The following is a 26,985-nucleotide window of genomic DNA, read 5'->3' as shown; positions in this document are numbered from 1 at the left end:
TCCCTTTATCTGGAATTGGTATGACCATGAAGTTGAAAGACATCGCACTTTTTAAGGATCTTACCTCCGGTTCCGCAGGTGATCTCGAAATTACAGGCGTTACATCGGATTCCCGCAAAGTGGAGCCGGGCTTCTTGTTTGCGGCTCTCAAAGGCGTGAAGGCAGATGGCTCGGCCTATGCGATTGATGCTGTCAAACGTGGAGCAGTTGCGGTTATTGCTGGTAAGAGTGCAGTTCTTGAAAATCGCGGTGTGCCTGTCCTTCATGTTGAAGACCCGCGCCATGCGCTCGCTATTGTGGCTGCTCAATTTTATGGCAAGCAGCCGGAAGTTATGGTTGCAGTCACAGGTACCAGCGGCAAGACTTCAGTGGCGTCGTTCACGCGTCAGATCTGGGCCTATGCCGGTTTTCCAGCCGCAAACATTGGTACAACAGGTGTCTTCTCGCCAACGCGCAGCGACTATAATTCGTTGACAACACCTGATCCGGTTGAACTGCATCGTGTGCTTGCTGAACTGGCCGATGAAGGTGTGACCCATGCTGCGATGGAAGCTTCGTCGCATGGTCTTGATCAACGCCGCCTCGATGGTGTGAAGCTTGCCGCTGGTGCTTTCACAAATCTTGGTCGTGATCACATGGACTATCATGCGACGATTGAAGAATATCTGCATGCCAAGATGCGCCTGTTTGATACGCTTTTGCCAAAAGGTGCGCCTGCGATTATTTTTGCAGATGACCAATTTTCGCCGCAAGCAATTGAAGCTGCGAAGGCCGCTGGCTGCGATGTAAAGACCGTTGGTCGCAAAGGCGATTTCATCACCATCAAACGTGTCGAGCATGAGCGTTTCCGCCAGCATGTCGAAGTGCGTATCGCGGACGAAATTTTTGAAATCGAACTGCCGCTGGCTGGTGACTTTCAGGTCGCGAATGCACTGGTGTCGGCTGGTCTCGCTATGGTAACCGGTGTCCCGGCTGCTGCTGCAATGCGTGCGCTTGAACGTCTTAAAGGCGCTCCGGGCCGTCTTGATCTCGTTGGTGCCACCGAAGAGGGTGCTCCTGCCTATGTCGATTACGCCCATAAGCCTGAAGCGCTTGAAAATGTGCTGACGTCCGTGCGTCCGTTTACCACTGGCCGCGTGATCTTGGTATTTGGCTGTGGTGGTGATCGTGACAAGGGCAAGCGTCCGATCATGGGCGAAATCGCAGCGCGCCTTGCTGATGTGGCAATCGTCACAGATGACAACCCACGTTCAGAAGTGCCTGCGCAAATCCGCGCCGAAATCATGGCTGCGGCACCGGGCGCCACAGAAATTGGCGACCGTCGCGAGGCGATTTTCACAGCAGTTTCGATGATGATGCCGGGTGACACATTGGTTGTTGCGGGCAAGGGACATGAAGAAGGTCAGATTGTTGGCAATATTACTTTGCCATTCTCTGATCATACGGAAGTGGCGGCAGCACTTGGCGCACGCCTTGAGGAGCATAAGGGATGAATGACTGGCTTTGGACATCTGCCGATATGGTGGAGGCCATGGAAGGCCGGCCTTTCGGTACGTTGCCTGCGGGGATCACCGGAATTTCCATTGATAGCCGCACGCTGAAAGAAGGCGAAGCTTTCTTCGCGATCAAGGGCGATTTGTTTGACGGGCATGATTTTGCAACGGCTGCGATGGCCGCTGGCGCAGGTCTGCTGGTGGTGAACGAATCCCGCCTTCCTGCGCTTGGTCATCTCAAAGTGCCGATGATCGTGGTTGAAGATGTGCTTGAATCTTTGACCAAGCTTGGTCTTGCTTCGCGTGAACGCTCCAAAGCGCAGATCATCGCTGTCACGGGCTCTGTCGGTAAGACGACAACCAAAGAGGCGCTGCGTCACGTGCTGGCCGATAGCGGCAAAGTTCATGCGTCGGTTGCCTCGTTCAACAATCACTGGGGCGTGCCGCTGACGCTTGCGCGAATGCCAGCCGATACCGATTATGGTGTGTTCGAAATCGGCATGAATCATCATGACGAAATTCGCCCGCTGGTGAAAATGGTTCGCCCGCATGTCGCGCTGATTACGTTGATTGCGCCTGCGCATCTGGGCCATTTTGCAAATCTTGAAGAAATTGCAGTAGCAAAAGCTGAGATTTTTGAAGGCGTTGTACCGGGTGGCTATGCGCTACTTAATCGCGATGACAAGCGCTTCAAACAGCTTGAAGAACTGGCTGAAAAGGCAGGCATCGAGCACATCGTCACCTTCGGTGAAAATGCCCGTTCGGACTATCGTCTGCGTGAAGTCAAAATGCATCCGACCTGTTCATGTATGACCGTTAAGATCGGCAATGAAGAAGCCGTCGTCAAAGTCAGCATGCCGGGACGCCATATTGTGCAGAACATGCTTGCTGTTCTGGGTGCTGCTCATCTCGTTGGTGCAGACATGGCAAAAGTTGCCATTGCTATGGCAACGCTGAGCGCTGAAGGCGGTCGTGGTGCGCGTCATGTGCTGGAACACCCGGACGGTGGTTCTTTCACACTCATCGATGAAAGCTATAACGCCAACCCAACATCGATGCGTGCGTCGCTTTCACTTTTGCAGGCAACGCCGCCGGAAGGTTCGCGTGGTCGCCGCATCGCAATTTTGGGCGATATGCTGGAGCTGGGTCGTCAGTCTGGCAAGCTTCATGCTGACCTCGCGCGCCCGATTGTCGATGCCGAAGTGAACGTACTTTATATCGGTGGCCGTGAAATGTCGGTGCTGAAAAATGCCTTGCCGGTTGAAATTCACGTCGAATACAGGCAGAGCACCGAGGAATTATTGCCATTGGTGATGAAAGCAGTCCGCCCGGGCGATGTGGTCATGGTGAAATCCTCTAAAGGGATAGGTTTCGCTAAGATCGTCAAGGCGCTGACAAACCAATTTACACCGGTGGTTCCTGCCGAATAGGCGTGTTTGAGGGATTTTTCTCCGTATGTTGATGCTTCTTGCAGTTTTTGCCGATCATGTGACGCCGTTCAACGTGTTTCGCTACATCACGTTCCGCACCGGCGGCGCGATGATTACATCGGCACTGATCGTTTTCTTGTTTGGTCCTGCGATCATCAATTCGTTGCGTGCGCGACAGGGAAAAGGCCAGCCAATCCGCGCTGACGGTCCTCAGACTCACTTTAAAAAAGCCGGTACGCCAACCATGGGCGGTCTGATGATTATGACCGGCATTCTCGTGTCATGTTTCTTTTGGGCCAATCTCTCCAGCGTGTATGTCTGGGTTGTGCTGATGGTCACGGTTGGATTCGGCGCGATCGGCTTTTATGACGATTACCTCAAGGTCACCAAGCAGTCGGATAAAGGCTTTTCTGGCAAGTCGCGCCTTGGTATCGAGTTTCTGATTGCTGCTGTTGCAGCTTTTATCATTATGCGCGCCGGGCAAGAGCCGTTCTCGTCGTCGTTGACATTTCCATTTGTAAAACAGTTCGTTCTTAATCTTGGTTGGTTCTTCATTCCTTTTGCAGCCTTCGTGATGGTTGGTGCAGGCAATGCGGTGAACCTCACCGATGGTCTTGATGGTCTTGCAATCGTGCCAGTGATGGTTGCTGCCGCTTCCTTTGGCTTCATTGCCTATCTGTCGGGTAATGCTATTTTTGCGGATTACCTGCAAATTCACTTTGTTCCGGGTACGGGTGAACTGGCGGTTGTGCTGGGTGCTGTCATTGGCGCGGGGCTTGGCTTCCTCTGGTTTAATGCGCCCCCGGCCGCAATTTTCATGGGCGACACGGGTTCGCTTGCCCTTGGCGGCATGCTGGGAACTGTTGCTGTTGCGACCAAGCACGAGATTGTCCTTGCGATCATTGGCGGTCTTTTCGTTATGGAAGCGCTTTCGGTGATTATTCAGGTTGGCTCGTTCAAGATGACTGGCAAGCGCGTGTTCCTGATGGCACCTATTCATCATCATTTTGAAAAGAAGGGCTGGACGGAAAGTCAGGTCGTGATCCGGTTCTGGATCGTGGCGATTATCCTTGCCATGATCGGCCTTTCCACACTGAAGTTGAGATAAGGCAGACGAATGATCCCGATCACCACCCTTAAAGATAAGACTGTTGCCCTCTTCGGATTGGGTGGGTCGGGCATTGCAACGGCCAAGGCTATAGTGGCTGGTGGCGCGAAGATCATTGCCTGGGATGATAATCCCGACAGTGTGGCCCGCGCGCAAAGCGCAGGCATTGCAACAGGTGATCTGAGGCAGGCGGACTGGTCACAGTTCGCTGCCTTTGTGCTTTCGCCGGGAGTTCCGCTGACCCATCCAAAACCACACTGGACGGCGGATCTGGCGCTTGCCGCTGGTGTTGAGATTATCGGTGACGTTGAACTCTTCGTACGTGAACGCAATCATATTGCGCCGGATTGTCCGTTTATCGCCATCACCGGCACCAATGGCAAATCGACGACGACTGCGCTGATTGCGCATATTATCAAATCGTCGGGCCGCGACATGCAGCTTGGCGGTAATATTGGCACAGCAATCCTGACACTGGAAGCACCAGCGCCAAATCGTTTCTATGTTGTTGAATGCTCATCCTATCAGATTGATCTTGCGCCATCGCTTAATCCGACTGCTGGTATTTTGCTCAACCTGACGCCGGATCATCTTGATCGTCATGGTTCGATGGAAAACTACGCCGCAATCAAGGAGCGGTTGGTTGCGAAAAGCGGCGTGGCAATCATTGGCGTCGATGACGATTATTGCATCAGTATTGCAGACCGTCTCGCAGGAAACGGCGTAAAAGTCGCGCGTATTTCCAAGGACGAGCGCCTTGAGGATGGTGCTTTTGCGGACGGTGTAAAGCTCTATTCCGCCAAAGCTGGCAGCGTTGAAGAGCTTGCTTCGCTTGAGGGTATTGGTTCGCTTCGCGGCGCGCACAATGCGCAGAATGCGTTAGCCGCTATCACGGCCTGTCTTGCCGTTGGTCTTTCCATTGAAGAAGTCCGTGCCGGTTTGAAAAGCTTCCCTGGTCTTGCACATCGGATGGAACAGGTGGGGCATCGCGGCAAGGTTCTCTTCGTCAATGATTCCAAAGCCACTAATGCCGAAGCTACCGCTCCCGCGCTGTCATCTTTTGCCAATCATATTTACTGGATTGCCGGTGGTGTGCCCAAGGCGGGCGGTATTGCGTCGCTTTCTGGTTTCTTCCCGCGTATCACCAAAGCCTATTTGATCGGTGAGGCTGCGGCGCAATTTGCTGCCACACTTGGCGATGCGGTGTCGTTTGAAATTTCAGACACTTTGGCTGCGGCTGTTGAACATGCGGCACGCGATGCTGGCAATGATGGCTCAAGCGAACCTGTTGTTTTGCTTTCGCCTGCCTGTGCAAGCTTTGACCAGTTCCAGAATTTTGAAAAACGCGGTGATGCATTCCGCAGCGCCGTTCTCGCACTCCCGGGTATTGAACCAATCGGAGGGAAAAGCTGATGGTAAGTCGCGTTGACCGTGGTGCTGTCGCCAATTGGTGGTGGACAATCGACCGTTACTTTCTGGCTGCATGTCTGGCCCTGATGGGGCTTGGCGTACTGCTCTCCTTCGCGGCCAGTCCTGCTGTTGCACAACGCATTGGCCTCGATAGCTTCCATTTCGTGGAGCGACAGACATTTTTCATGATCCCGGCTGTTGTCGTTATGATCGGTGTGTCGTTTCTGTCACCCCGGCAGATCAGGCGTTTTGCACTGATACTGCTCTGCGCATCGCTGTTTCTTATGGCTGCGGCGCTGTTCGTCGGCATCGAAATCAAGGGCGCGCGTCGCTGGGTCAGCCTTGCCGGTGTCTCTATTCAGCCGTCCGAATTTATGAAGCCTGCTTTTGTGGTCATCTGCGCATGGCTTTTCTCGGAGCGCGAGCGCGGTGGCCATATGCCGGGATATTTTCTGGCCATGGCACTGTTCTGTGTCACGGCTGGATTGTTGATGTTGCAGCCGGACTTCGGGCAGACCATGCTGACCACTGGCACATGGGGCGCTATGTTCTTTCTCGCTGGCCTGCCAATGTTCTGGATTCTGGTTCTTGGTGGTATCGCGGTCGTTGGTGCTTTCGGTGCTTACATGACGCTGGATCACGTTGCGGGCCGTGTAAACCGCTTCATGACGGGTGAGGGCGACACGTTTCAGGTGGATGCAGGTCGCGAAGCTATTTTGCGTGGCGGCTGGTTTGGTCAGGGGCCGGGCGAAGGTACGGTAAAGCGCATCATTCCTGATAGTCACACCGACTTTATCTTCTCGGTAGCCGCCGAAGAATATGGCATTATTCTTTGCATGATGATCATGGCGCTGTTTGCGTTTATCGTGATCCGTGGCCTGTCGATTGCGCTGCGTGAGCGCGATGCTTTCACGCGTCTTGCTGTTTCTGGCATCGTGATCCTGTTCGGCTTCCAGTCGATCATTAACATGGCGGTTAATCTGCATCTGATGCCTGCAAAGGGCATGACGCTGCCATTCATTTCCTACGGTGGTTCATCGCTTGTAGCGATTGCAATCACTATGGGCATTTTGCTGGCGCTGACACGCCGTCGTCCGGAAGCGCGTATGACGCATACGGTCAGCATGGGCGAGCGCATTCCGGTTTTGTGAGGGAACTATGGCCAAAGGCGTAATCGTATTGGCTGCCGGGGGAACTGGCGGCCATCTGTTTCCAGCCGAAGCACTGGCGCATGAGTTGAAGTCTCGTGGCTGGGATGTGCATCTGGCAACCGATGCGCGCGCGCAACGCTTTGCCGGGGCATTTGCAGAAGATCATGTGCATGTGATCCGTTCCGCTACCATTGCCGGGCGCAATCCGATTGCGCTGGCACGCACGCTCTGGTCGTTGTGGCAGGGTAATCTTGATAGTCGCAAACTGTTCCGTCGGTTGAAGCCGAAACTGGTTGCTGGCTTCGGTGGTTATCCAACGCTGCCGCCGCTTTATGCTGCAAGCAATATGGGCATCCCGACAATGGTGCATGAGCAGAATGCCGTCATGGGCCGTGCCAATAAGGGCTTGGCATCGCGCGTGAAGGCAATTGCTGGCGGCTTCCTGCCAGAAACTGCCGGTGCCTTTGCTGATAAGATTATTTCGACGGGCAATCCGGTTCGTCCGCCTGTGCTTGCGGCTGCCAAAACATCCTATCGACCAGCCAAAGAAGGCCAACGTTTTCGCCTGCTGGTATTTGGTGGCAGTCAGGGTGCGCAGTTTTTCTCACAAGCTATTCCCGAAGCGATTGCGCTTTTGCCAGAGAGTGAACGGGCAAGGCTGCTGATTACCCAGCAAGCCCGCAAAGAAGATGAAGCGGCTGTTCGTGCTGCTTATCAGAAGCTGCGTATTCTTGCCGATGTTGCGCCGTTCTTCAACGATATGCCAGCACGCATCGCCGATGCGCATTTTGTCATTTCACGTTCGGGGGCTTCGACTGTTTCAGAAATAGCAGCGATTGGCCGTCCGGCGATACTGGTGCCTTTCCCGCATGCGCTTGATCATGATCAGGCAGCGAATGCGGCAGCCCTTGCGCGTGCTGGCGGTTGCGAGGTCATGCGGCAGTCGGAGCTGACGCCACAGCGACTGGCTGACATCATCAGTGCGGCGATTAACGAGCCGGAAAGGCTTGAACAACAGGCAAAAGCTGCAAAAAGCGTTGGTAAGCCTGATGCCGCGCAGTTGCTTGCTGATCTTGCAGAGGCTATTGCAGCAGGACAATCAGTTCAGGAATTTAAAGAAGGAACTCGGCCATGAAAATGCCGCTCAACATCGGGCTTGTCCATTTTATCGGGATCGGCGGCATTGGCATGAGCGGCATTGCGGAAGTGCTGCACAATCTTGGCTACAAGGTTCAGGGCTCGGATCAGTCGGACAGCGCCAATGTGCAGCGTCTGCGCGAGAAGGGCATTGAAGTCTTTGTCGGCCATAAGGCTGAGAATCTTGGCGATGCAGAAGTAATTGTTGTCTCTACAGCAATCAAGAAGACCAATCCGGAACTGGCCGCTGCGCGCGAAAAGCTTCTGCCGATTGTTCGCCGTGCTGAAATGCTGGCTGAACTGATGCGTTTCCGTCGTGCGGTTGCCATTGGCGGCACGCATGGCAAGACCACGACCACATCAATGGTCGCAGCGCTGCTTGATGCCGGTCATCTTGACCCGACGGTTATCAATGGCGGCATTATCAATGCCTATGGCACCAATGCCCGTATGGGTGACGGTGACTGGATGGTTGTCGAAGCGGATGAAAGCGACGGTACGTTCCTCAAGCTTCCAGCCGATATTGCGGTTGTTACCAATATCGATCCGGAGCATCTCGATCATTACGGCAATTTCGACAATGTACGTGCGGCTTTCGCACAGTTCGTTGAGAATGTGCCTTTCTATGGTTTTGGCGTGATGTGCCTCGATCACCCCGAAGTGCAGGCTCTGGTGAGCCGCATTGAGGATCGTCGCATCGTGACCTATGGCCAGAACCCGCAGGCAGATGTGCGCTTTGTCAATCATCGCATGGAAGGCGCTGTCAGCGTATTTGATGTGCTGATTCGTTCGCGCAAGGGTGAGACGACCGAGATCAAGGATCTGCGTCTGCCGATGCCGGGTCTGCACAATGTTTCCAACGCAACGGCGGCCATTGCGGTTGCGCATGAGCTGGGCATTTCAGCCGATGATATTCGTCGTGGTCTTGGCGCGTTTGGCGGTGTGAAGCGTCGCTTTACCCACACGGGCTCGTGGAATGGCGTTGAGATTTTCGATGACTATGGACACCATCCGGTTGAAATTCGCGCGGTGCTGAAAGCCGCACGCGAAGCAACCAAAGGTCGTGTCGTTGGTATCGTTCAGCCGCATCGCTATACGCGTCTGCACAGCCTGTTTGATGAATTTGCAGCGTGCTTCAATGATGCCGATACGGTTATCGTTGCGCCCGTGTATACGGCTGGCGAAGACCCGATTGAAGGCGTAAATTCGGAAACGCTCGTTTCGCGCATTAAGACCGCGGGCCATCGTGATGCACGTTATGCCAGTGGTCCAGAAACATTGGCGCCGCTTGTTGCATCTGTTGCTGAACCCGGTGATTTCGTGGTTTTCCTCGGTGCGGGCAATATCACGCAATGGGCCTATGCACTTCCGAAAGAACTGGCTGAACAGGGTAAAAAGTAATGGAAAGCGGCGAAGCGCTTCTCAAGAAGCTCGACGGCAGGCTGTCGGGGCTGCGTGGCAAAATGATGCCGGATACCGGCATGGACAAAATCACATGGTTCCGCGCCGGTGGCCCTGCACAGGTTCTGTTTCAGCCCGCAGATGAAGAAGATTTGGCTTTGTTTCTGCAAGCTGTGCCAGAGGAAATTCCGCTTCTGGTTGTAGGCATCGGCTCCAATCTTCTTGTCCGTGACGGCGGTATTCCGGGCTTTGTGGTGCGTTTATCAGCCAAGGGCTTCGGCAGTGTCGAACAGGTGTCGGAAACGCGGTTGAGGGCAGGCACGGCAACGCCGGATAAGCGTGTCGCAGCGGCAGCCCTTGAGGCTGGTCTTGCAGGCTTCCATTTTTATCACGGCATTCCCGGTGGCATTGGCGGCGCGTTGCGGATGAATGCCGGTGCCAATGGTGTTGAAACCCGCGAGCGCGTAGTGGAAGTGCGTGCGCTTGACCGCAAGGGTGAGCTGCACATTCTGTCCAATGCCGATATGGGCTATGCCTATCGCCATTCCTCGGCATCGCCTGATCTGATTTTCACGTCTGCCTTGTTCGAAGGTATTCCGGGCGACCGTGAAGACATTCAGAAGGCGATGGACGAGGTGCAGAATCACCGCGAGACAGTGCAGCCTGTGCGCGAGAAAACCGGCGGCTCAACCTTCAAAAACCCTGAAGGCACCTCTGCTTGGAAAGAAATCGACAAGGCTGGCTGTCGTGGCTTGCGCGTCGGTGGCGCACAGATGTCTGAGATGCACTGCAATTTCATGATCAATACGGGTGACGCCACCGGATATGATCTCGAAACTCTCGGCGAGACAGTTCGCGCTAAGGTTTATGAGAATTCCGGCATTCGCCTTCATTGGGAGATCAAGCGGCTTGGCTTATTCCGTGAAGGGCAGGAAGTGAAAGAATTCGTATAAAAATTAATATTTTAAGAAGCCCGGATTTCCCACTGAAATTCCGGGCTTTTTTGCGCTTATTGAGTCGTTCGTAAGTTGCTCCCCTTTTGATAGGGGCTTGCCACGGAATCAACTCTCTGATTCTTTATGGTTAACCGTACAGTGATTTGATTCGTCAGAGTTTTCTGACTTGGGTGTCTGCTGCGTAGTGTGGCCGGGCTATCCTGATTCTATTTTTGATTCGAGCGCAGGGGATGCGCAGAGGGGATGACTAACGTGGCTGGACAGAAGGCTGTAAAGCATGTTGCCGTTTTGATGGGCGGTTTCTCTTCAGAGCGTCCTGTCAGCCTGTCGTCCGGTGCTGCTTGTGCAACTGCTCTCGAAGATCGCGGCTACCGCGTTACGCGTGTTGACGTTGATCGCAATGTTGCCAGTGTTCTCGCTGAGTTGAAGCCTGATGTGGCGTTCAATGCGCTGCACGGTCCGTTTGGTGAAGATGGCACCATTCAGGGTATCCTTGAATATCTCCAAATTCCTTACACGCATTCCGGTGTGCTGGCTTCCGCGCTCGCTATGGATAAGGGTCGTGCGAAGACGGTTGCGGCTGCTGCTGGTGTTGCTGTTGCGCCTTCACGCCTGATGAACCGTTTTGAAATCGGCAATGAGCATCCGATGCAGCCGCCTTATGTGGTGAAGCCTGTACGAGAAGGTTCAAGCTTCGGTGTTGTCATCGTTCAGGAAGATCAGACTCATCCTCCGCAAACCATCAGCTCAGCCGAGTGGAATTATGGTGCGGATGTTTTGGTCGAAAAATACATTCCGGGTCGTGAGCTGACCTGCGCCGTGATGGGTGATCGCGCGATGGATGTCTGCGAGATCATTCCGGTAGGGCATCAGTTCTACGATTTTGATTCAAAATATGTGCCTGGAGCATCAACTCACGTATGTCCGGCAAAAATTTTACCAAATATTTACCAAAAAATACAAACAATGGCACTTACGGCGCATCGGGCAATCGGGTGTCGGGGCGTAAGCAGGTCAGACTTCCGTTTCGATGACCGTTTTTCCGAAGAAGGCGAAGTTATTTGGCTGGAAGTTAATACTCAGCCGGGAATGACTCCTACCTCGCTCGTACCTGATATCGCGAAAGCGGCGGGTATCTCTTTTGGTGAATTGTTGAGTTGGTTGGTGGAGGACGCGTCTTGTTTGCGTTAAACGGCAGATCACATGAATACAGGCGTTCTGGCGCGATGCGTGATGCATCGGGCGCAGCCTTTGTTCTGCCGCGCTTTCTACGCAAGCCATTCCGCTTTGCTGTTCGTTTGTTTCAGGGCAATATCAACGTTCCGCGCTATGCTGGCACGATTGGTATGCTCGGCTTTCTTGGCGCAACGGGCGTTTACGGCATGGTTCTTGGTGGTCATTCCGAAAACATGGTCAAGGCGACCGCCTCGACTCTCGGTTTTGCAATTGAAGACGTGAAGGTCGTTGGTAACAACGAGACCTCCGATATTGATATTCTCGGTCAGCTTGAGTTGGACGGTGAAACATCGCTCGTTGGCTTGAGTGCTGAGGCTGCGCGTCAGGCGATTGCGAAGCTTCCCTGGGTTGAAAGCGCAGAAGTGCGCAAGGTTTATCCGGGTACTCTGCTGGTGTCGCTTGAAGAGCGTAAAGCTTTCGCGGTCTGGCAGAATGGTCAGGAGCTTTCGCTGATTGATTCGGCGGGTGATACAATCGTTCCGTTCCGGCCGGGCCGTTACAACGCTCTCCCGCTAGTCGTCGGTGCGGGTGCTGAAAAACGCGTTAAGGGCTTCGTGGACGAGGTTGCCGCCTATCCTGCGCTTGCTGGCAAGGTTCGTGCATATATTCGTGTTGCTGATCGCCGTTGGGACATTCTGCTGGAAAACGGCGTTCGCATCATGCTGCCGGAAAATGATCCGATGAAGGCTCTTGCTGAAGTCGAAAAGATGGATAGCGAAAAGCATCTGTTGTCGCGCGATATTGCTGCGGTCGATATGCGTCTTGATGATCGCGTCACGGTGCAGTTGACGGCGAGCGGCATGGAGCAGCGTGAGAAGTTTCTGGCAGATCGTAAAAAAGAATTAGCCCGCACGGGGAAACGCGTATGAGTATTCTTGGCGGAAAAGGTTCATCACAAGCTGGAAGTGCAGGGCGCAAGGTGCGCCTGCTGACAGTTCTGGATGTTGGTTCTAGTAAGGTTTCCTGCGTGATCGCGCGTCTGCGTCCGCATGAAGCGGGTGCGCTTCTTCCGGGTCGCACGCATCGCATGGAAGTGCTTGGCATTGGCCATCAGCGTTCGCGTGGTGTGAAGTCTGGCGTGATTATTGATCTCGATGCGGCTGAACAGTCAATCCGCCTCGCAGTGGATGCTGCTGAGCGTATGGCTGGCCTGACGGTTGATAGCCTCATCGTGAATATTTCTGCTGGCCGTTTGAAGAGTGAGACGTTTACTGCGAGCGTTAATCTCGGTGGTCATGACGTCGAGCAAACCGATATTCGTCGTGTATTGGCCGCTGGTGCCAAGCAGGCATTGGCTGCCGAACGTCACCTCGTTCATTCGCTGCCTGTTGGTTACACGCTTGATGGCGAACGCGGCATTCGTGATCCACTTGGCATGCTGGGCGACAGCCTTGGCGTTGACATGCATGTGCTGACGGCTGATGCGGCACCGCTTCGCAATCTGGAACTTTGCGTCAATCGCTGCCATTTGTCGGTCGAAGCAATCGTTGCGACACCCTATGCGAGCGGGCTTGCTGCTCTCGTCGGTGATGAAGCTGAAATGGGTGCGGCTTGCATCGATATGGGCGGCGGCACGACCACGATTTCCGTCTTCTCTGAAGGTAAGTTTATTCATGCTGATGCAGTTGCTATCGGCGGTTCGCACGTCACGATGGATGTGGCACGCGGCTTCTCCACACGGATGGAAGATGCTGAACGCCTTAAGGTTATGTATGGCTCGGCGCTGCCAAGTGCAGCTGACGACCGCGATCTCATCTCGGTTCCGCCAATTGGCGATGACGAGCGTGATGTACCCAATCAATATCCGCGTTCGGTTTTGACGCGGATCATCCGTGCACGTGTGGAAGAAACGCTTGAACTGGTTCGCGACAGGCTGAACCAGTCGGGCCTCGGACACATCGTTGGCAAGCGTGTGGTGCTGACAGGTGGCGCAAGCCAGCTGCCGGGCATGCCAGAAGCAGCCAGACGGATACTTGCAAGGAATGTGCGTATCGGGCGTCCGCTAGGAATAGCGGGATTGCCTGAAGCGGCTAAGGGTGCGGCTTTCTCCGCGACTGTTGGACTTCTGATCTACCCGCAAGTGGCAGGCATTGAAGAACGGTCGGTGAAAGCAGCTTCCTCCGGTCTTATGACTGGTACGGGCGGGCGAATTCAGCGTGTCGGCCAATGGCTGAGAGAGAGTTTTTGAGTACACTGAGTGATTTCATTGCGTGATGTGGGCGTAACCATCAGCGTAATAACCAATTAGCACCGCGGCGGCGAAGCGGTGTGAGGCTTTAAGAGGAACGAGAACCATGACAATTAATCTGCAAAAGCCGGACATTACCGAGCTGAAGCCTCGCATCACCGTGTTCGGTGTCGGTGGCGGTGGCGGCAACGCGGTCAACAACATGATCAATGCCGGTTTGCGCGGTGTGGATTTTGTTGTCGCGAACACTGACGCGCAGGCTTTGACGATGTCGAAGTCCGAACGCATGATCCAGCTCGGCGCAGCTGTCACCGAAGGTCTCGGTGCTGGTTCGCAGCCTGAAGTTGGTCGCGCAGCTGCTGAAGAATGCATCGACGAAATCGTCGATCACCTCAATGGCACGCATATGTGCTTCGTCACTGCCGGTATGGGCGGCGGCACCGGTACGGGTGCGGCTCCTGTTGTGGCACGCGCTGCACGCGAACGCGGTATCCTCACTGTCGGCGTCGTAACAAAGCCTTTCCATTTTGAAGGTGCTCGCCGCATGAAGACGGCTGAGCTCGGCATCGAAGAACTGCAGAAGAACGTCGATACGCTTATCGTCATTCCAAACCAGAACCTCTTCCGTATTGCCAACGACAAGACCACCTTCGCTGATGCTTTCGCAATGGCGGATCAGGTGCTCTATTCGGGTGTTGCCTGCATAACCGATCTGATGGTCAAGGAAGGCCTCATCAACCTCGACTTTGCTGACGTTCGCTCGGTTATGCGCGAAATGGGCAAGGCGATGATGGGCACTGGCGAAGCTTCCGGTGAAGGCCGTGCAATGGCTGCTGCAGAAGCTGCGATTGCTAACCCGCTGCTCGATGAAACCTCGATGCGCGGTGCAAAGGGTCTTCTCATCTCGATCACCGGTGGTCGCGATATGACTCTGTTTGAAGTCGATGAAGCTGCGACACGTATCCGTGAAGAAGTTGATCCTGAAGCCAACATTATCCTTGGCGCTACTTTTGATGAAGGCTTGGAAGGCGTTATTCGCGTCTCTGTTGTTGCCACTGGCATCGACAAGAAGATCGGAGATGCGGCGCCTGCGCCGCTGGAATTTCGCCAGCCGGTAAAGCCAGTTGCCCAGCAGGCAAAGCCAATGGCTCCACATGGCATTCTTCGTCCTCCAGTCGCTGAACAGCCACGTCAGGTTGAACAGCCTGCGCCAGTTGCTCAGTCGATCGAAACTGAAATTCCAGTTGCACCAGTAGCGCCCGCCGCTTCTGCTGCTCCTGAGTTCCGTCCGCAGAGCCGTATTTTCCAGGCGCCTGCTGCTGAAAGCTTTGAACGCGCACCTGTTGCCCGTCCAGTCGCTCCACAGCCGCAGATGCATCACAATCAGGCAACTGCTCAGGCAATGCAGCCACAGGCTTATCAGCAGCCACAGCAGATGCATGCAGAACCGGCTCCTCAGCCACGTCCTGCTCCGCGTATGCCAGCTGTTTCTGATTTCCCACCTGTTGCACAGGCTGAGATCAATGCACGTCGTGCAGCGCCTCAGCAGCCTGTTCAGGAAGAACGCGGCCCAATGGGTCTGCTTTCCCGCCTGACACGTGGTCTGACCCGTCGTGAAGAAGAGCAGCCAGCAGCTCGCCTTGAGCCAGCTCAGCAGCGCGAACCTGCGATGCGTCAGCCAGAGCAGCGCCGTCCAATGCAGCAGGATGCTTCGATCTATGCACCGCGTCGCGGCCAGCTTGACGATCAGGGCCGTCCACAGCCACGCGCTGCTTCGGAAGAAGACCAGCTCGAAATTCCAGCGTTCCTGCGCCGTCAGTCAAACTGATCAGTAAACGTTGGTTGAATTTAAAAGCCGCAAGGAATTCCTTGCGGCTTTTTTCATTGGCGCTTCGTTATATGTTGTAAGAAAGCGTGATTTTGATCGGTTCCCCGCAACTACTATTTGTAGCCAATGCTTTCATATCTGCGGGCGATGTTTCTGCGTAGCGGTAGCTCATTTTTGCCATATCTCTTTTATTTAAGGGACATGAGGAAAGCTCGGTTACGTTGATTTGCCCGCTGAAAAGACCTTGGCAGTATGCTGCATCGCGCTTTAATAAAAGATAGATTGGACCCCGTTTTGAGCGTTTATCAAAAGACAATTGGCCGTGTTTTCACGTTGTCGGGCGTAGGTGTCCATGGCGGTACAAGTGCGTCGGCTACGTTTTTGCCAGCAGACGTCAACTCGGGAATTATCTTCCGCCGTTCTGATATTAAGGATGCGCCGGATACGCGCGCTCATGCCTCCGAGATTGGTGCAACTGATCTCTGTACGGCTCTTGGACCGCAGGAAGCGCGAATCAATACAGTTGAGCATCTGATGGCAGCGATTGCCGCCCTGGGTATTGATAATCTTATTGTCGAGATTGAAGGGCCAGAAGTTCCGATTCTTGATGGCACCTCCGCGCGTTTTATTGATGCGTTCGATGAAGCTGGTATTGTTACGCAAGACGCCAAGCGTCGGTTCATTCGTATTCTCAAAACAGTGCGCGTGGAAGCAGGCGGATCATGGGGGGAGTTTCAGCCCTATTCCGGGACTCGTTACGAAGTCGAAATCGATTTTGAGTGTCCGCTGATTGGTCGTCAGAAATACGCCAATGACATCAATGAAGAGGCCTTCCGTAAGGACATCTCCACTGCACGTACTTTCGGCTTCATGAAAGATGTTGAACGGCTTTGGGCTGCTGGTTTGGCGCTCGGTTCTTCGCTTGATAACTCGCTTGTCATTGGCGACGATAATTCGGTTATAAATCCGGGTGGCCTGCGTTTTAAAGATGAGTTCGTACGCCATAAGACACTGGATGCCGTGGGCGATCTTGCGCTCGCTGGGCTGCCTTTCATTGGCTGTTTCCGGTCATATCGCGGTGGTCACAGGCTGAATGCCGAAACAGTAAAGGCGCTTCTTGCTGACAAATCGAATTACGATATTGTTGAAGCAAGTGGTGTTCGTCGCAATTTTGATAATTCGGATATGGTGACCGTTCGTCCAAATATTTCGGCCCCTTGGGCACTTTAAGGGTGTGATGCGAAGGACTGGACGTTTATGGCCATAATTGGGCCGTGATCGCCACGTCATGTTTGCTATGAGTCGGTGTATCGTATGTGAAGTGACAGCCAGACCTCGCCATTGGATGAGGATGTAGCAATTGGTTTGCAAAGATAATGCCTTAGGCCGTTCCGAATATGCCATTTTCTGATGATTGATCAGCTAGACGATTGCCGATTACGCTAGCATGTGGTTTATGAACGGCCAAAACAGCCTCGGCTATGTTTACCTTTGTGCTGATGCTGATGTATTGAGTTGGATGGAAATAAGCACAGATCAGTCTGTTTGCTTACGCCCTTACTGAAAAGACGTTGCCAGATGGCCGGAGACCGCATGACGAGTTCCAATTTCCCGGTGAAGACGAAAACCGCGCTGATGGTCAGCGCCCTTGCCGTTTTTGTTCCGCTTGCGGGATGTGCCAGCAAAAACGACGATATCGATCTGACCAAATATGTTGAGACGATTGATCCGGCGGATAAGCTTTACAACGAAGGTCTTGCGAACCTCGATGCTGGTCGTCTGGGCGAAGCTGCGAAGAAGTTTGCTGCGGTCGATCGTCAGCATCCTTACACTGAATGGGCGCGTAAGTCGCTCGTCATGGCCGCTTTTACCAATTATCGTCAGGGCAATTACGAAGAAGCGATCAACATGGCAAAGCGTTACAATACGCTTTACCCTACATCGCCTGAATCGGCCTATGCATACTACATCATCGGTTTGAGCTATTTCCGCCAGATTCCTGATGTGACCCGCGATCAGGCTGCAAGCCGTCGTGCTATTGCTGCGATGCAGGAAGTGGTCGATCGCTTCCCGAATTCCGAATATGTTGACGATGCCAAGACCAAAATCCGTGTTGCGCGCGATCAGCTCGCCGGCAAGGAAATGCAGGTTGGTCGTTATTATCTTGAGCGCAAGGAATATCTGGCTGCGATCAAGCGTTTCCGCCTGGTTGTAGAGCAATACTCCAACACCCGTCAGGTTGAAGAAGCACTCGCTCGTCTGGTCGAAGCCTATTATGCGCTTGGTCTGACGTCGGAAGCGCAGATGGCTGCGTCGGTCTTGGGCAAGAATTTCCCGGATAGCCGTTGGTATAAGGATAGCTACAAGCTGTTGCAGAGCGGTGGTCTTGAACCGCGCGAAAACGGTGGTTCTTGGCTAGCCAAGGCTTCTTCGCTCATCACGGGCGGCAACTAAGCCGATACCTGCATGCTGTCGCACCTGTCGATCCGCGATATTGTTCTGATTGAAAGGCTCGACATCGAGTTCAAGACCGGCTTGTCCGTGCTTACGGGCGAGACAGGTGCAGGCAAATCAATCCTGCTTGATTCGTTGTCGCTCGCACTTGGTGCGCGCGGCGATGCTTCGCTGGTTCGCCATGGTGCGGATCAGGGGCAGGTGACTGCCGTGTTTGATGTGCCAGGTGGGCATCCTGCCCGTAAGTTCTTAAGCGAAAACGGATTTGATGATGACGGCGACGTCATCCTGCGGCGACTGCAGATGGGCGATGGGCGTACCCGCGTTTTCATCAATGATCAGGCTGCAAGCGTTGCGCTGCTGCGCGAGCTTGGCAAGCGTCTCGTTGAAATTCACGGTCAGCATGATGATCGTGCGCTTATTGATACCGATCTTCATCGTACATTGCTGGATGCTTTTGGCGGACTTGATGCTGAGGCCGCAACTGTTCGCGAGTGCTATAAAGCATGGCGCGATGCTGAAACTGCATTGTCGAAGCATCGTGCGCGTGTCGAACAGGCTGAGCGCGAAGGTGACTATCTGCGCTCGTCAGTCGAAGAACTGACCAAACTTGATCCGCAGCCGGGCGAAGAAGACGAACTCGCTGAACGCCGTGCGATCATGATGAAATCAGAAAAGATTGCCGGTGACGTGAATGAAGCAGGTGAGTTGTTGTCAGGGAATGGTTCGCCAGTGCCGACACTTGCAAGCCTCGTGCGTCGGTTAGAGCGTAAAATCCCGGAAGCGCCGCATCTTCTTGAGCCCGTTTGTAAGGCGATTGATGAAGCACTCAATCACCTAGCACTTGCACAGGATGGTATTGATCATGCCATGCGCGAGATTGATTTTGATCCGCGTGTGCTGGAGCAAGTCGAGGAGCGGTTGTTTGCTTTAAGAGCCGCCGCGCGCAAATATTCGGTTGCAGTCGAAGGCTTGCCAGCTTTGCGGGACAAGATGGATGCCGATCTTGCTGATCTTGATGCCGGAGCAGAAAAGCTGATTAAGCTTGAAGCACAAGCCACAGAAACCCGTGCGTCTTATGATGCCGCTGCCAAGGTTCTGTCTGAACGCCGTACGTATACAGCTGAGCATCTTAAAGCCGCTGTTATGGCCGAGCTTCCGGCGTTGAAGCTTGAGCGTGCTGAGTTTATCGTCGAAATGACGACGGATATAAATGCGCGTGCTGCCGAAGGCATTGATACGGTTGAATATTGGGTTCGTACCAATCCGGGCACCCGTGCTGGTCCGATGATGAAAGTTGCCTCTGGTGGTGAACTTTCTCGCTTCCTGCTTGCGCTGAAGGTAGCGCTTGCTGATCGCGGTTCGGCTCCGACACTTGTGTTTGACGAAATTGATACGGGAGTAGGTGGAGCAGTTGCCGATGCGATTGGGCAGCGCTTGGCACGTCTTTCATCGCGTGTGCAGGTGCTTTCGGTTACGCATGCGCCGCAGGTGGCCGCGCGTGCATCAACGCATTTCCTGATTGCGAAATCTGCGACCAACGAAGATCGCATGTCTACGTCGATCCGTTCGATTGGTGTCGATGAACGGCAGGAAGAAATCGCACGTATGTTAGCCGGTGCCAGCATTACCGATGAAGCACGCGCAGCGGCGGAACGTTTGCTGGCCGAGAACAGTGCACTAGCAATTTAAACTGTTGTCAGCAGTCTGTATGCGACTTGCTGTTTTCGTAGGCGCAGCCTCATTTCTTAGCTATGTTGAGCAAAATTGAATCAGCAGGTTTTGCCACGCATATGTCCGATATTTTCGTTGAAAAACTGACCGACCAAGAAGCCACCGCAGAACTGGAACGGCTTGCGCGTGAAATTGCGCATCATGATGAGCTTTACCACGCCAATGATCGGCCAGAAATTTCGGATGCCGACTATGATGCATTGAAGCGGCGCAATGATGCGATTGAAGAGCGCTTTCCACATCTGGTTCGGCCAGATAGTCCATCCTTGCGGATTGGCACTGCACCTGTTTCCAAATTCGCTCAGATTACCCATGCGCGACCAATGCTGTCGCTCGGCAATGCCTTTTCGGATGAAGACGTGCAAGATTTTGTGGGCAGCGTGTATCGCTTTCTTGGACAATTGCCTGATAATTCCATTGCATTCACGGCAGAGCCGAAGATCGACGGGCTTTCCATGTCGATCCGCTATGAGAATGGCGTTCTGGTGAGTGCGGCCACGCGCGGCGATGGCACCACTGGCGAGAATGTAACGGCCAATATCCGCACCATTGGTGAAATTCCGAATAAGCTTCCGGCGGGTGTTCCAGCCATCGTTGAAGTGCGCGGCGAAGTCTATATGGCGAAGAGCGACTTTCTTGCGCTCAACGAGCAGATGGTGGCAGAAGGCAAACAGACTTACGTCAATCCGCGTAACACGGCAGCAGGCTCGCTGCGTCAGCTTGATGCGAAAGTGACCGCCAGCCGCAAGCTTAGGTTCTTCGCCTATGCTTGGGGTGAAATGTCGGAAATGCCTGCGGATACGCAGCATGGCATGGTCGACGTGTTCGCCAAGTGGGGCTTCCCGGTAAATCCGCTGACCAAGCGGTTGCAGAGCGCAGATGAACTGATTGCGCATTATCGCGCCATTGGTCTTGAGCGTGCCAAGCTCGATTACGATATTGACGGCGTTGTCTACAAAGTGGATCGGCTGGATCTGCAAACACGGCTTGGGTTCCGCTCGCGTAGCCCGCGCTGGGCTATCGCACACAAGTTCCCGGCAGAGCAGGCAACGACTATCCTGCGCGGCATAGACATTCAGGTTGGACGTACGGGCGCGCTGACGCCGGTCGCTCGCCTTGAGCCGATTACTGTTGGCGGCGTGGTTGTCACCAATGCCACGTTGCACAATGAAGATTACATCAAGGGCATAGGCCTCAAGGGTGAACGTATCCGTGAGGAGGATCACGACATTCGCATCGGCGATACGGTGATCGTGCAACGGGCAGGCGATGTCATTCCGCAGATTGTCGATGTGGTGTTGGAAAAGCGCCCTGCTGATGCTGTGCCGTTCCATTTCCCGCATGAATGCCCAGTTTGTGGCAGTCATGCCGTGCGCGAAGAAGGCGAGGCGGTCTATCGCTGCACAGGTGGTTTGACCTGTGCCGCACAGGCTGTAGAGCGCATCCGCCATTTCGTATCGCGCAACGCGTTCGACATTGAAGGTCTCGGCGAAAAGCAGGTCGAGTTTTTCTTCCATGCGGAAGATGAAAACCTGAAAATCAAATCACCTGCGGATATTTTCACGCTGCAAAAGCGGCAGGAAGCGTCGGTCTTTAAGAAGCTTGAAAATATTGACGGCTTTGGCACGACTTCGGTAAAAAAGCTCTATGACGCGATCAATGATCGGCGTGAGATTGCACTGCATCGCTTCCTGTTTGGTCTTGGTATCCGCCATGTTGGTGAAGTGAACGCTAAGCGCTTTGCCAAGGCCTATCTCACCTACGACAAGTTTGCGGAAGCTGCCACAACAGCTGTCCCGCCAAAAGAAGGCCACCGTACCGATAAGGGCAATGAAGCTTGGCAGGATCTGATTGCCGTTGAAGGTATCGGCGCGATTGTGGCGGAAGCCGTCGTTGATTTTTATGCAGAGCCGCATAATCAGGAAGTGCTGAACGCACTTTTGGCTGAGGTAAAGCCGCTGGATGAAGTGGTACGCGTGGCGACCGGATCACCAGTTGAGGGCAAGACCGTGGTTTTCACTGGTAGCCTTGAACGCATGTCGCGCGATGAGGCAAAAGCCATGGCCGAGCGTCATGGCGCCAAGACTGCGGGTTCTGTTTCTAAAAAGACTGATCTTGTGGTGGCTGGTCCGGGTGCAGGTTCGAAGCTTGCGAAGGCATCGGAACTTGGTATCGAAGTGATCGATGAAGATGCGTGGCTGACATTGGTTGGAGAAGGCTGATGGCTCCGTTCAAAGGTTTTGGCGACAAGGCTATTCCTTTTCTCAAAGCGCTTGATTTTCATCAGAACCGCGAGTGGTTCGTTGAAAACAAAGACCTGTTTGAAGAGCATCTGAAAGAGCCGCTTGGCGATCTGATTGAGGAACTGACGGTACGCTTCGAAAAAGCCGGATTACCTTTCAAAGGTGATCGCGTGAAGTCGCAGTTTCGCATCAAGCGGGATACGCGGTTCTCTCATGATAAAGCACCTTACAACCGGCATTTGTCGGCGCTCCTCTCAAACTCCGGTGCGAAGTGGGACGAGAGCGGCTGCTTTTATGTTTGCATCGGCTTGCCGGGCATTCGTGATTGTTATGCCGGTGTGGCGTGGTGGGGGCCGAAGAAAGAGCTGCTTCAGGCTATCCGCGAGGCAATTGTCGAAAAGCCAGACGCGTATCGTGCGGTTGTGGCAAAGCTCAAGAAAAGCGGCTTGCAGATCAGTGATCACGAGCGTCTGAAGCGGACCCCACGCGGTTTTGAAACTGTCACTGATGCTGATCTTCTTGAGGGTATTCGTAATCGGCATTTTGCTGTTCGCATGGAAATTGACCCGGAGAGCATCACCCGCGCGGACCTTGCTGATCGGCTGGTCAAGTTTGCTGAACAGTCCCGACCGCTGATTGATTGGATCAAGAAGATTGAGGGCACAGTCCCGCAAGCATCAGAATAATTCATTTCAGTATCACTGGTTTTTATCAGTGATGCTGAAATGCTGCGCGTATATTCTAATAGTATGATTTTTATCGAAAATTGATTTCAACTCGCTGACAAATCTTCTAATCAGACTTTGAGTCAGGAGTGATATTTCGTGGATCAGGGTTTTCGACCAGCACAGGCATCAGTGCATCATGATTTCTGGGTGGGCGTCAAGCGTGGAGTGCCTATCGTTGCAGCGGGAGCACCGTTTGGTTTGTTGTTTGGTGCGGTGGCTATAGACAACGGTTTTACCATTGCTGAAGCCATTTTTATGAGCGGAATGATCTATGCAGGCGCCAGCCAGATGGTGGGGCTCGATCTCTTCGGCCAGAAAATCGCGCCCTGGATGATTGTGCTGTCGATTTTCGCGGTCAATTTCCGTCATGTGCTTTATTCAGCGACTGTTGGGCGACGTATTCGTCATTTCACATTTACGCAGAAGGCCGTTGCGTTCTTTCTGCTGGTCGATCCACAATATGCTGAAGTTGAAATTCGCGCTGAAGCGGGCCGGAAAATCAGCTTCGCATGGTATATGGGGCTTGGCCTCACGATTTATGTCTGCTGGCTGATCGAGACGCTTATTGGTGCGCTGTTTGGCAATCTGATTTCTGATCCTTATGCGCTGGGCATCGACTTTCTGCTGCCAATCTATTTCCTTGGAATGGTGATGAGTTTTCGTCATCGTGAACACTGGTGGCCCGTTGTTATCGTTAGTGCTGTGTGTGCAGTGGCTGCTTACAAGTTTGTCGGTTCGCCATGGCATGTGACGCTCGGCGCTATGGGCGGAGTTATTTTGGCCGCTGTTCTCGCAAAGCCGCAAGAAGGGAAGGCATAGATCATGTCTACGACGATCTGGATCATTCTTGCGGGCGCGTTATGCACTTATATTACCCGCTTTGGCGGACACCTGATTTTATCGCGTTTTGAGCGTGTGCATTATCGCGTTGAAGCAGCGCTGAATGCTGTGCCAGCGGCGGTTCTGACCGCAATTGTTGCAGCGCCTGCATCGGATCATGGCTGGCGTGAATTGCTGGTGCTGGTTTTCTGCGTGTTGTTGTCATTACGGGTTAGCATGATGACAATGTTTTTTGCAGGCGCAGCGCTTTTGGTCGCGCTGCGCCATTTCTTTCCGGTTTAAAGCGGGGCGGTTGCTGCTTCGAGCCACTTGGCCTGTGCATCATCGAGATGGCTGATAAGCTTCTCACGCACGCTCGCATGATAGGCATTCAGCCAGTCCAGTTCTTCCTGCGTGAGCAGTGATTTGTCGATCAGGCGGCGGTCGATTGGGCAGAAGGTGAGCGTTTCAAAGCTCATCATCGGAAGCTCGCCGCCTGCTGGCACTTCCGCTTCTTTCACGATGATCAGGTTTTCAATGCGGATGCCGTAAGCGCCCGGCTTGTAATGACCCGGTTCGTTGGAAAGGATCATGCCAGGCAAAAGCTCCTGCACGCCTTTCTTTGAAATGCTCTGCGGTCCTTCATGAACCGACAAATAGCTGCCGACGCCGTGACCCGTACCATGTGCATAGTCGAAACCCTGTTTCCACAGCGCGATACGTGCCAGCACGTCGATGTCCTGTCCGCGCGTACCTTTTGGGAAGCGGGCGGTGGTGATCGCGATCATGCCCTTTAGCACAAGCGTGAAAGAGCGTATCGTTTCTGGTGTGGTGGTGCCGATAGCAACCGTGCGGGTTATATCCGTTGTGCCGTCACGATATTGCGCACCGGAATCGATCAAATAAAGATCGCCATCGTTAAGCTTGCGGTTTGTATCGGTGTTAACGCGGTAGTGGATGATTGCGCCGTCTGGGCCTGCACCAGAGATCGAATCAAACGAAATGTCTTCAAGCGGCATCTGGAAATCGCGACCAGCCTTGTCGCGGCTTTGTTCCAGCTTTTGCGCTGCTGAGATTTCATCAACTGTGCCGGGCTTTTCGCCATCAAGCCATGACAGGAAATTGACCATGGCCACCCCATCGCGCTCGTGCGCTGCGCGGGAACCGTCAAGCTCTGCCTTGTTCTTGATGGCGCGAGGCAGGCGGGCAGGGTCTTTGCCATGAATGACATGGCCACCAGCAGCTTCTACCGCAAGACGAAGCTTTTCCGCAGCCAGTGCGGGATCGAGCAGAATCGTTTCGCCGTTCGCTGCGCGCGCACTCAAATGGCCTTCAAGTTTGGTTGGTTCACACAGTTTGGAAAGCTGTGTGAGATAGGCGCGGGGTTCGATGGCGAGCTTGCGCTCGTCGATGAACAGTTCCGGCTCGCCCTCTGCCGGAATGATGGCAAAGCTCAGTGGCAGAGGCGTGTTGGACACGTCCTTGCCACGAATATTGAACACCCAGGCAACCGAAGAAGGATCGGTCAGAACGGTTGCGCTTGCACCCGTTGCGGCCACGGCTTTTTGCATTTCCTTGATTTTGTCTTCAGCCTCGTGGCCCGAGAAACGGGCTGGCTGAATAGTGACCGGCGCAAGTGGGGCTTCCGGCTGATCATCCCAGATGAGATCAACCAAATTATGCGCAACCGGCGCCAGCTTTCCGCCCTGCTTTTCCAAAGCGTCGCGTAGCGCGGAGGCCTCGGAAATCGTGTGCAACCACGGATCGAAACCAATCGTGAGACCCTTGCCATTTTCTGCGAGCCAGCTTGCAGGTGGATTGGTGACAAGGCTTTCATAAGAAAACACGTTACCATCCGTCTGATTGCGAACCTGCAACTCATAGCGACCATCGATGAAGACGAAAGCTTTATCTTTTAAGATAAGAGCTGCACCTGCCGAACCGGTAAAACCTGTCAGCCAGCCAAGGCGCTGCGCACGCGGCGGCACATATTCGCCCTGATGCTCGTCGGCACGCGGAACGAGGAAGCCGTCGAGCCCCTGTTCGACAAGCTTTTCGCGCAATCTGGCGACACGTGGCGCACCATTGGCCGGATCGGTGGTTACATCAAAAGTCTGAAAAGCCATGAGCGTAACTCGCAATAAATAATGGAAACCTATTACTTCAGGTGAATCGTGACCCAACCTTCGCGGTGGAAGGTTTTCTGATGGGTAAGCCCTTGTGCCTGATAGGCGGCAAGGACCATGTCATGCTGGCTGTCGAGAATGCCGGACAGGATGATTGAACCGCTTGGTGCCAGATGTGATTTCAGTGCCGGTGCAAGTTCCATCAGCGGATTGGCGAGAATATTGGCGACGATCAGATCAAACGGCGTGTAGGAGCGGAAGATTGCATGATCAAAGCCTTCGGCAGTCGCCGTAACGACATGTTCGCTCACGCCGTTGAGGACTGTGTTTTCAGCGGCAACCGTAACGGCGATTGGATCGATATCGGTAGCGAGAACCGGGATTGGTGCAAGCTTGGCAATGGCGATGGCCAGAACAGCCGAGCCGGTACCAAGATCAAGCGCATTGGTTGGGTGCTCGCGCTCAACAACTTCCTCAAGCATTTCGAGGCAACCCGACGTGGTGCCATGATGACCGGTGCCGAAAGCAAGGCCAGCATCAATCAAAATCGGAATATCATCGGCTTGCAGCTTGTCGCTATCGTGCGAGCCATGCACGAAAAAGCGTCCCGCACGAACAGGTTTCAGGACTGAGAGCGAGTGTGTGACCCAGTCAATGTCTGGCAGCTCTTCAGTTTCAAATTTGCCAGCACCCACCAGCGCGTCTATGCGCGCTGCAAGTTCATCCGCTCCATCTTCGGTGTAGACGGAAACTTCGAAAATCTGACGGTCTTCATCGATCTCAGTAATCGCAATCGGGAAGGCTTCATCCTCAAATGCTTGTTCGATGATGTCATAGATTCGTTCGGCTTCCGTCTTGTCAGCCGAAAAGAAGAGTCGTGATTGGGGCATGGATAATAAGCTCTCAAATCGAATTGGAAGCTTTGTTTACCCGTTTGTGCGGCCTTTGGCCAGATTCTTCAACTTTTCCAGAGCAGTATCTGGGTTCTCCTGATAGGCGATCGTTCCACGGAAGCGGCCACCCTTATCGAGAAGGAAAACCGAAGCCGTGTGATCCATTGTATATTCGCCGTCTTCGGTCAGAACCTTCTTGGCGTAGATGTGATAGGACTTCACCATGTCCGCAACGTTTTCCGGTGTTCCGGTCACGCCGATAATGCGGTCTGATACGTTGCTCACATAGGTTTTCATGATTTCCTGTGTGTCGCGTTCTGGGTCCACAGAAATGAAATAAGCTTTAATATCAGATGCTTCTGGTCCAAGCTGTTTGAAGTAGCCGTCCAGTTCGTAAAGCGTGGTCGGGCACACATCAGGGCAATGGGTGAAACCAAAGAAAACTACAGAAGGCGTGTCGCGCAGTTCTTTTTCAGTGAAAGGCTTGCCATCCATGGACACGAGATTGAACGGACCGCCGAAAGGCTGATCGGCGGAATTACGATCACGGATCATATTGAAGCCCGCAGCGCCAACAATCACAATGATGAAGGCGAAGATGAAGATGGGCAGGAATTTTTTCATGTCCGGTCAGCCTTGAATTTTGTTTT

General features: G+C 53.7%; 22 protein-coding genes. 19 read left to right on the top strand and 3 right to left on the bottom strand.

Annotation, left to right across the window (positions count from 1 at the left end):
• Positions 1-20 precede the first annotated feature (20 nt).
• The 19 genes from U2P60_RS17000 to U2P60_RS16910 all read left to right on the top strand — a co-directional run bounded on the left by U2P60_RS17000 (position 21) and on the right by U2P60_RS16910 (position 23,619).
• Positions 21-1,493 (top strand): UDP-N-acetylmuramoyl-L-alanyl-D-glutamate--2,6-diaminopimelate ligase, encoded by a 1,473-nt coding sequence (locus U2P60_RS17000; protein WP_413573450.1) that lies wholly within the window; start codon positions 21-23, stop codon positions 1,491-1,493.
• A complete protein-coding gene (locus U2P60_RS16995; RefSeq protein ID WP_413573449.1) occupies positions 1,490-2,923 on the top strand; it encodes a UDP-N-acetylmuramoylalanyl-D-glutamyl-2,6-diaminopimelate--D-alanyl-D-alanine ligase in 1,434 nt (477 codons plus the stop codon). The genes U2P60_RS17000 and U2P60_RS16995 overlap by 4 nt, the downstream gene beginning before the upstream one ends.
• A gap of 25 nt (positions 2,924-2,948) precedes the next feature.
• The gene (gene mraY, locus U2P60_RS16990) at positions 2,949-4,031 is read left to right on the top strand and encodes a phospho-N-acetylmuramoyl-pentapeptide-transferase (protein ID WP_313826765.1); all 1,083 of its coding nucleotides are present in this window, start codon (positions 2,949-2,951) and stop codon (positions 4,029-4,031) included.
• 9 nt (positions 4,032-4,040) lie between these two features.
• Positions 4,041-5,444: a UDP-N-acetylmuramoyl-L-alanine--D-glutamate ligase gene (gene murD, locus U2P60_RS16985; RefSeq protein WP_413573448.1), complete on the top strand. Its 1,404-nt coding sequence runs from the start codon at positions 4,041-4,043 to the stop codon at positions 5,442-5,444.
• Positions 5,444-6,592, top strand: coding sequence for a putative lipid II flippase FtsW (gene ftsW / locus U2P60_RS16980; RefSeq protein WP_413573447.1), 1,149 nt, complete (start codon positions 5,444-5,446; stop codon positions 6,590-6,592). Before murD ends, ftsW begins: the two co-directional genes overlap by 1 nt.
• Positions 6,593-6,599: 7 nt before the next feature.
• Positions 6,600-7,727: an undecaprenyldiphospho-muramoylpentapeptide beta-N-acetylglucosaminyltransferase gene (gene murG, locus U2P60_RS16975; protein ID WP_413573446.1), complete on the top strand. Its 1,128-nt coding sequence runs from the start codon at positions 6,600-6,602 to the stop codon at positions 7,725-7,727.
• Positions 7,724-9,130 (top strand): UDP-N-acetylmuramate--L-alanine ligase, encoded by a 1,407-nt coding sequence (gene murC, locus U2P60_RS16970; protein ID WP_310009827.1) that lies wholly within the window; start codon positions 7,724-7,726, stop codon positions 9,128-9,130. The genes murG and murC overlap by 4 nt, the downstream gene beginning before the upstream one ends.
• On the top strand, positions 9,130-10,083 hold the full coding sequence (gene murB, locus U2P60_RS16965; protein ID WP_413573445.1) for a UDP-N-acetylmuramate dehydrogenase: 954 nt from the start codon (positions 9,130-9,132) through the stop codon (positions 10,081-10,083). The genes murC and murB overlap by 1 nt, the downstream gene beginning before the upstream one ends.
• Positions 10,084-10,329: 246 nt before the next feature.
• On the top strand, positions 10,330-11,277 hold the full coding sequence (locus tag U2P60_RS16960) for a D-alanine--D-alanine ligase (RefSeq protein ID WP_413573444.1): 948 nt from the start codon (positions 10,330-10,332) through the stop codon (positions 11,275-11,277).
• On the top strand, positions 11,265-12,191 hold the full coding sequence (locus tag U2P60_RS16955) for a cell division protein FtsQ/DivIB (protein WP_413573443.1): 927 nt from the start codon (positions 11,265-11,267) through the stop codon (positions 12,189-12,191). Before U2P60_RS16960 ends, U2P60_RS16955 begins: the two co-directional genes overlap by 13 nt.
• Positions 12,188-13,510, top strand: coding sequence for a cell division protein FtsA (ftsA, locus tag U2P60_RS16950; RefSeq protein ID WP_413573442.1), 1,323 nt, complete (start codon positions 12,188-12,190; stop codon positions 13,508-13,510). The genes U2P60_RS16955 and ftsA overlap by 4 nt, the downstream gene beginning before the upstream one ends.
• 106 nt (positions 13,511-13,616) lie before the next feature.
• Positions 13,617-15,338, top strand: a complete 1,722-nt coding sequence (gene ftsZ / locus U2P60_RS16945; RefSeq protein WP_310009832.1) for a cell division protein FtsZ — start codon at positions 13,617-13,619, stop codon at positions 15,336-15,338.
• Between the two features lie 294 nt (positions 15,339-15,632).
• Positions 15,633-16,568 carry a UDP-3-O-acyl-N-acetylglucosamine deacetylase gene (gene lpxC / locus U2P60_RS16940; RefSeq protein WP_413573441.1) on the top strand — a complete coding sequence of 312 codons (936 nt, stop codon included), beginning with the start codon at positions 15,633-15,635 and terminating at the stop codon, positions 16,566-16,568.
• 363 nt (positions 16,569-16,931) lie between these two features.
• Complete coding sequence (locus U2P60_RS16935) at positions 16,932-17,792, top strand: outer membrane protein assembly factor BamD (RefSeq protein ID WP_313826755.1); 861 nt, start codon at positions 16,932-16,934, stop codon at positions 17,790-17,792.
• Between the two features lie 12 nt (positions 17,793-17,804).
• Positions 17,805-19,484 carry a DNA repair protein RecN gene (gene recN / locus U2P60_RS16930; protein WP_413573440.1) on the top strand — a complete coding sequence of 560 codons (1,680 nt, stop codon included), beginning with the start codon at positions 17,805-17,807 and terminating at the stop codon, positions 19,482-19,484.
• Positions 19,485-19,585: 101 nt separating this feature from the next.
• Entirely contained in the window at positions 19,586-21,748 is a 2,163-nt protein-coding gene (ligA, locus tag U2P60_RS16925; RefSeq protein ID WP_413573439.1) for an NAD-dependent DNA ligase LigA, read from the top strand.
• Positions 21,748-22,455, top strand: coding sequence for a DUF2461 domain-containing protein (locus tag U2P60_RS16920; protein WP_413573438.1), 708 nt, complete (start codon positions 21,748-21,750; stop codon positions 22,453-22,455). Before ligA ends, U2P60_RS16920 begins: the two co-directional genes overlap by 1 nt.
• Positions 22,456-22,593: 138 nt before the next feature.
• A complete protein-coding gene (locus tag U2P60_RS16915) occupies positions 22,594-23,316 on the top strand; it encodes an AzlC family ABC transporter permease (protein ID WP_413573437.1) in 723 nt (240 codons plus the stop codon).
• Positions 23,317-23,319: 3 nt separating this feature from the next.
• The gene (locus tag U2P60_RS16910) at positions 23,320-23,619 is read left to right on the top strand and encodes an AzlD family protein (protein WP_313826750.1); all 300 of its coding nucleotides are present in this window, start codon (positions 23,320-23,322) and stop codon (positions 23,617-23,619) included.
• On the opposite strand, the gene U2P60_RS16905 is transcribed toward U2P60_RS16910, so the two are convergent.
• Genes U2P60_RS16905 through U2P60_RS16895 form a run of 3 tightly spaced genes read right to left on the bottom strand, consistent with a single transcriptional unit; the run spans position 23,616 to position 26,959 of the window.
• Positions 23,616-25,442 carry an aminopeptidase P family protein gene (locus U2P60_RS16905; RefSeq protein WP_413573436.1) on the bottom strand — a complete coding sequence of 609 codons (1,827 nt, stop codon included), beginning with the start codon at positions 25,440-25,442 and terminating at the stop codon, positions 23,616-23,618. The two genes, U2P60_RS16910 and U2P60_RS16905, sit on opposite strands and share 4 nt — an antisense overlap.
• 32 nt (positions 25,443-25,474) lie before the next feature.
• Positions 25,475-26,332: a 50S ribosomal protein L11 methyltransferase gene (locus U2P60_RS16900; RefSeq protein ID WP_313826748.1), complete on the bottom strand. Its 858-nt coding sequence runs from the start codon at positions 26,330-26,332 to the stop codon at positions 25,475-25,477.
• Positions 26,333-26,368: 36 nt separating this feature from the next.
• A complete protein-coding gene (locus tag U2P60_RS16895) occupies positions 26,369-26,959 on the bottom strand; it encodes an SCO family protein (protein WP_413573435.1) in 591 nt (196 codons plus the stop codon).
• Positions 26,960-26,985 lie beyond the last annotated feature (26 nt).

The sequence above is a fragment of the Brucella sp. H1_1004 genome (assembly GCF_047308065.1).
In the GTDB taxonomy this organism is placed as follows: Bacteria; Pseudomonadota; Alphaproteobacteria; order Rhizobiales; family Rhizobiaceae; genus Brucella; species Brucella pseudogrignonensis_B.
Note: the sequence above shows the minus strand (reverse complement) of the source record. Positions and strands in the feature narration are given on the sequence as shown.

Coding starts and splice junctions, on each gene's coding strand:
- U2P60_RS16905 (WP_413573436.1), bottom strand. CDS start 25,442: ATGGCTTTTCAGACTTTTGATGTAACCACCGATCCGGCCAATGGTGCG.
- murG (WP_413573446.1), top strand. CDS start 6,600: ATGGCCAAAGGCGTAATCGTATTGGCTGCCGGGGGAACTGGCGGCCAT.
- murB (WP_413573445.1), top strand. CDS start 9,130: ATGGAAAGCGGCGAAGCGCTTCTCAAGAAGCTCGACGGCAGGCTGTCG.
- U2P60_RS16995 (WP_413573449.1), top strand. CDS start 1,490: ATGAATGACTGGCTTTGGACATCTGCCGATATGGTGGAGGCCATGGAA.
- U2P60_RS16900 (WP_313826748.1), bottom strand. CDS start 26,332: ATGCCCCAATCACGACTCTTCTTTTCGGCTGACAAGACGGAAGCCGAA.
- murC (WP_310009827.1), top strand. CDS start 7,724: ATGAAAATGCCGCTCAACATCGGGCTTGTCCATTTTATCGGGATCGGC.
- ligA (WP_413573439.1), top strand. CDS start 19,586: ATGTCCGATATTTTCGTTGAAAAACTGACCGACCAAGAAGCCACCGCA.
- mraY (WP_313826765.1), top strand. CDS start 2,949: ATGTTGATGCTTCTTGCAGTTTTTGCCGATCATGTGACGCCGTTCAAC.
- U2P60_RS16895 (WP_413573435.1), bottom strand. CDS start 26,959: ATGAAAAAATTCCTGCCCATCTTCATCTTCGCCTTCATCATTGTGATT.
- ftsW (WP_413573447.1), top strand. CDS start 5,444: ATGGTAAGTCGCGTTGACCGTGGTGCTGTCGCCAATTGGTGGTGGACA.
- U2P60_RS16920 (WP_413573438.1), top strand. CDS start 21,748: ATGGCTCCGTTCAAAGGTTTTGGCGACAAGGCTATTCCTTTTCTCAAA.
- murD (WP_413573448.1), top strand. CDS start 4,041: ATGATCCCGATCACCACCCTTAAAGATAAGACTGTTGCCCTCTTCGGA.
- U2P60_RS17000 (WP_413573450.1), top strand. CDS start 21: ATGACCATGAAGTTGAAAGACATCGCACTTTTTAAGGATCTTACCTCC.
- ftsA (WP_413573442.1), top strand. CDS start 12,188: ATGAGTATTCTTGGCGGAAAAGGTTCATCACAAGCTGGAAGTGCAGGG.
- U2P60_RS16910 (WP_313826750.1), top strand. CDS start 23,320: ATGTCTACGACGATCTGGATCATTCTTGCGGGCGCGTTATGCACTTAT.
- U2P60_RS16960 (WP_413573444.1), top strand. CDS start 10,330: ATGACTAACGTGGCTGGACAGAAGGCTGTAAAGCATGTTGCCGTTTTG.
- U2P60_RS16935 (WP_313826755.1), top strand. CDS start 16,932: ATGACGAGTTCCAATTTCCCGGTGAAGACGAAAACCGCGCTGATGGTC.
- ftsZ (WP_310009832.1), top strand. CDS start 13,617: ATGACAATTAATCTGCAAAAGCCGGACATTACCGAGCTGAAGCCTCGC.
- recN (WP_413573440.1), top strand. CDS start 17,805: ATGCTGTCGCACCTGTCGATCCGCGATATTGTTCTGATTGAAAGGCTC.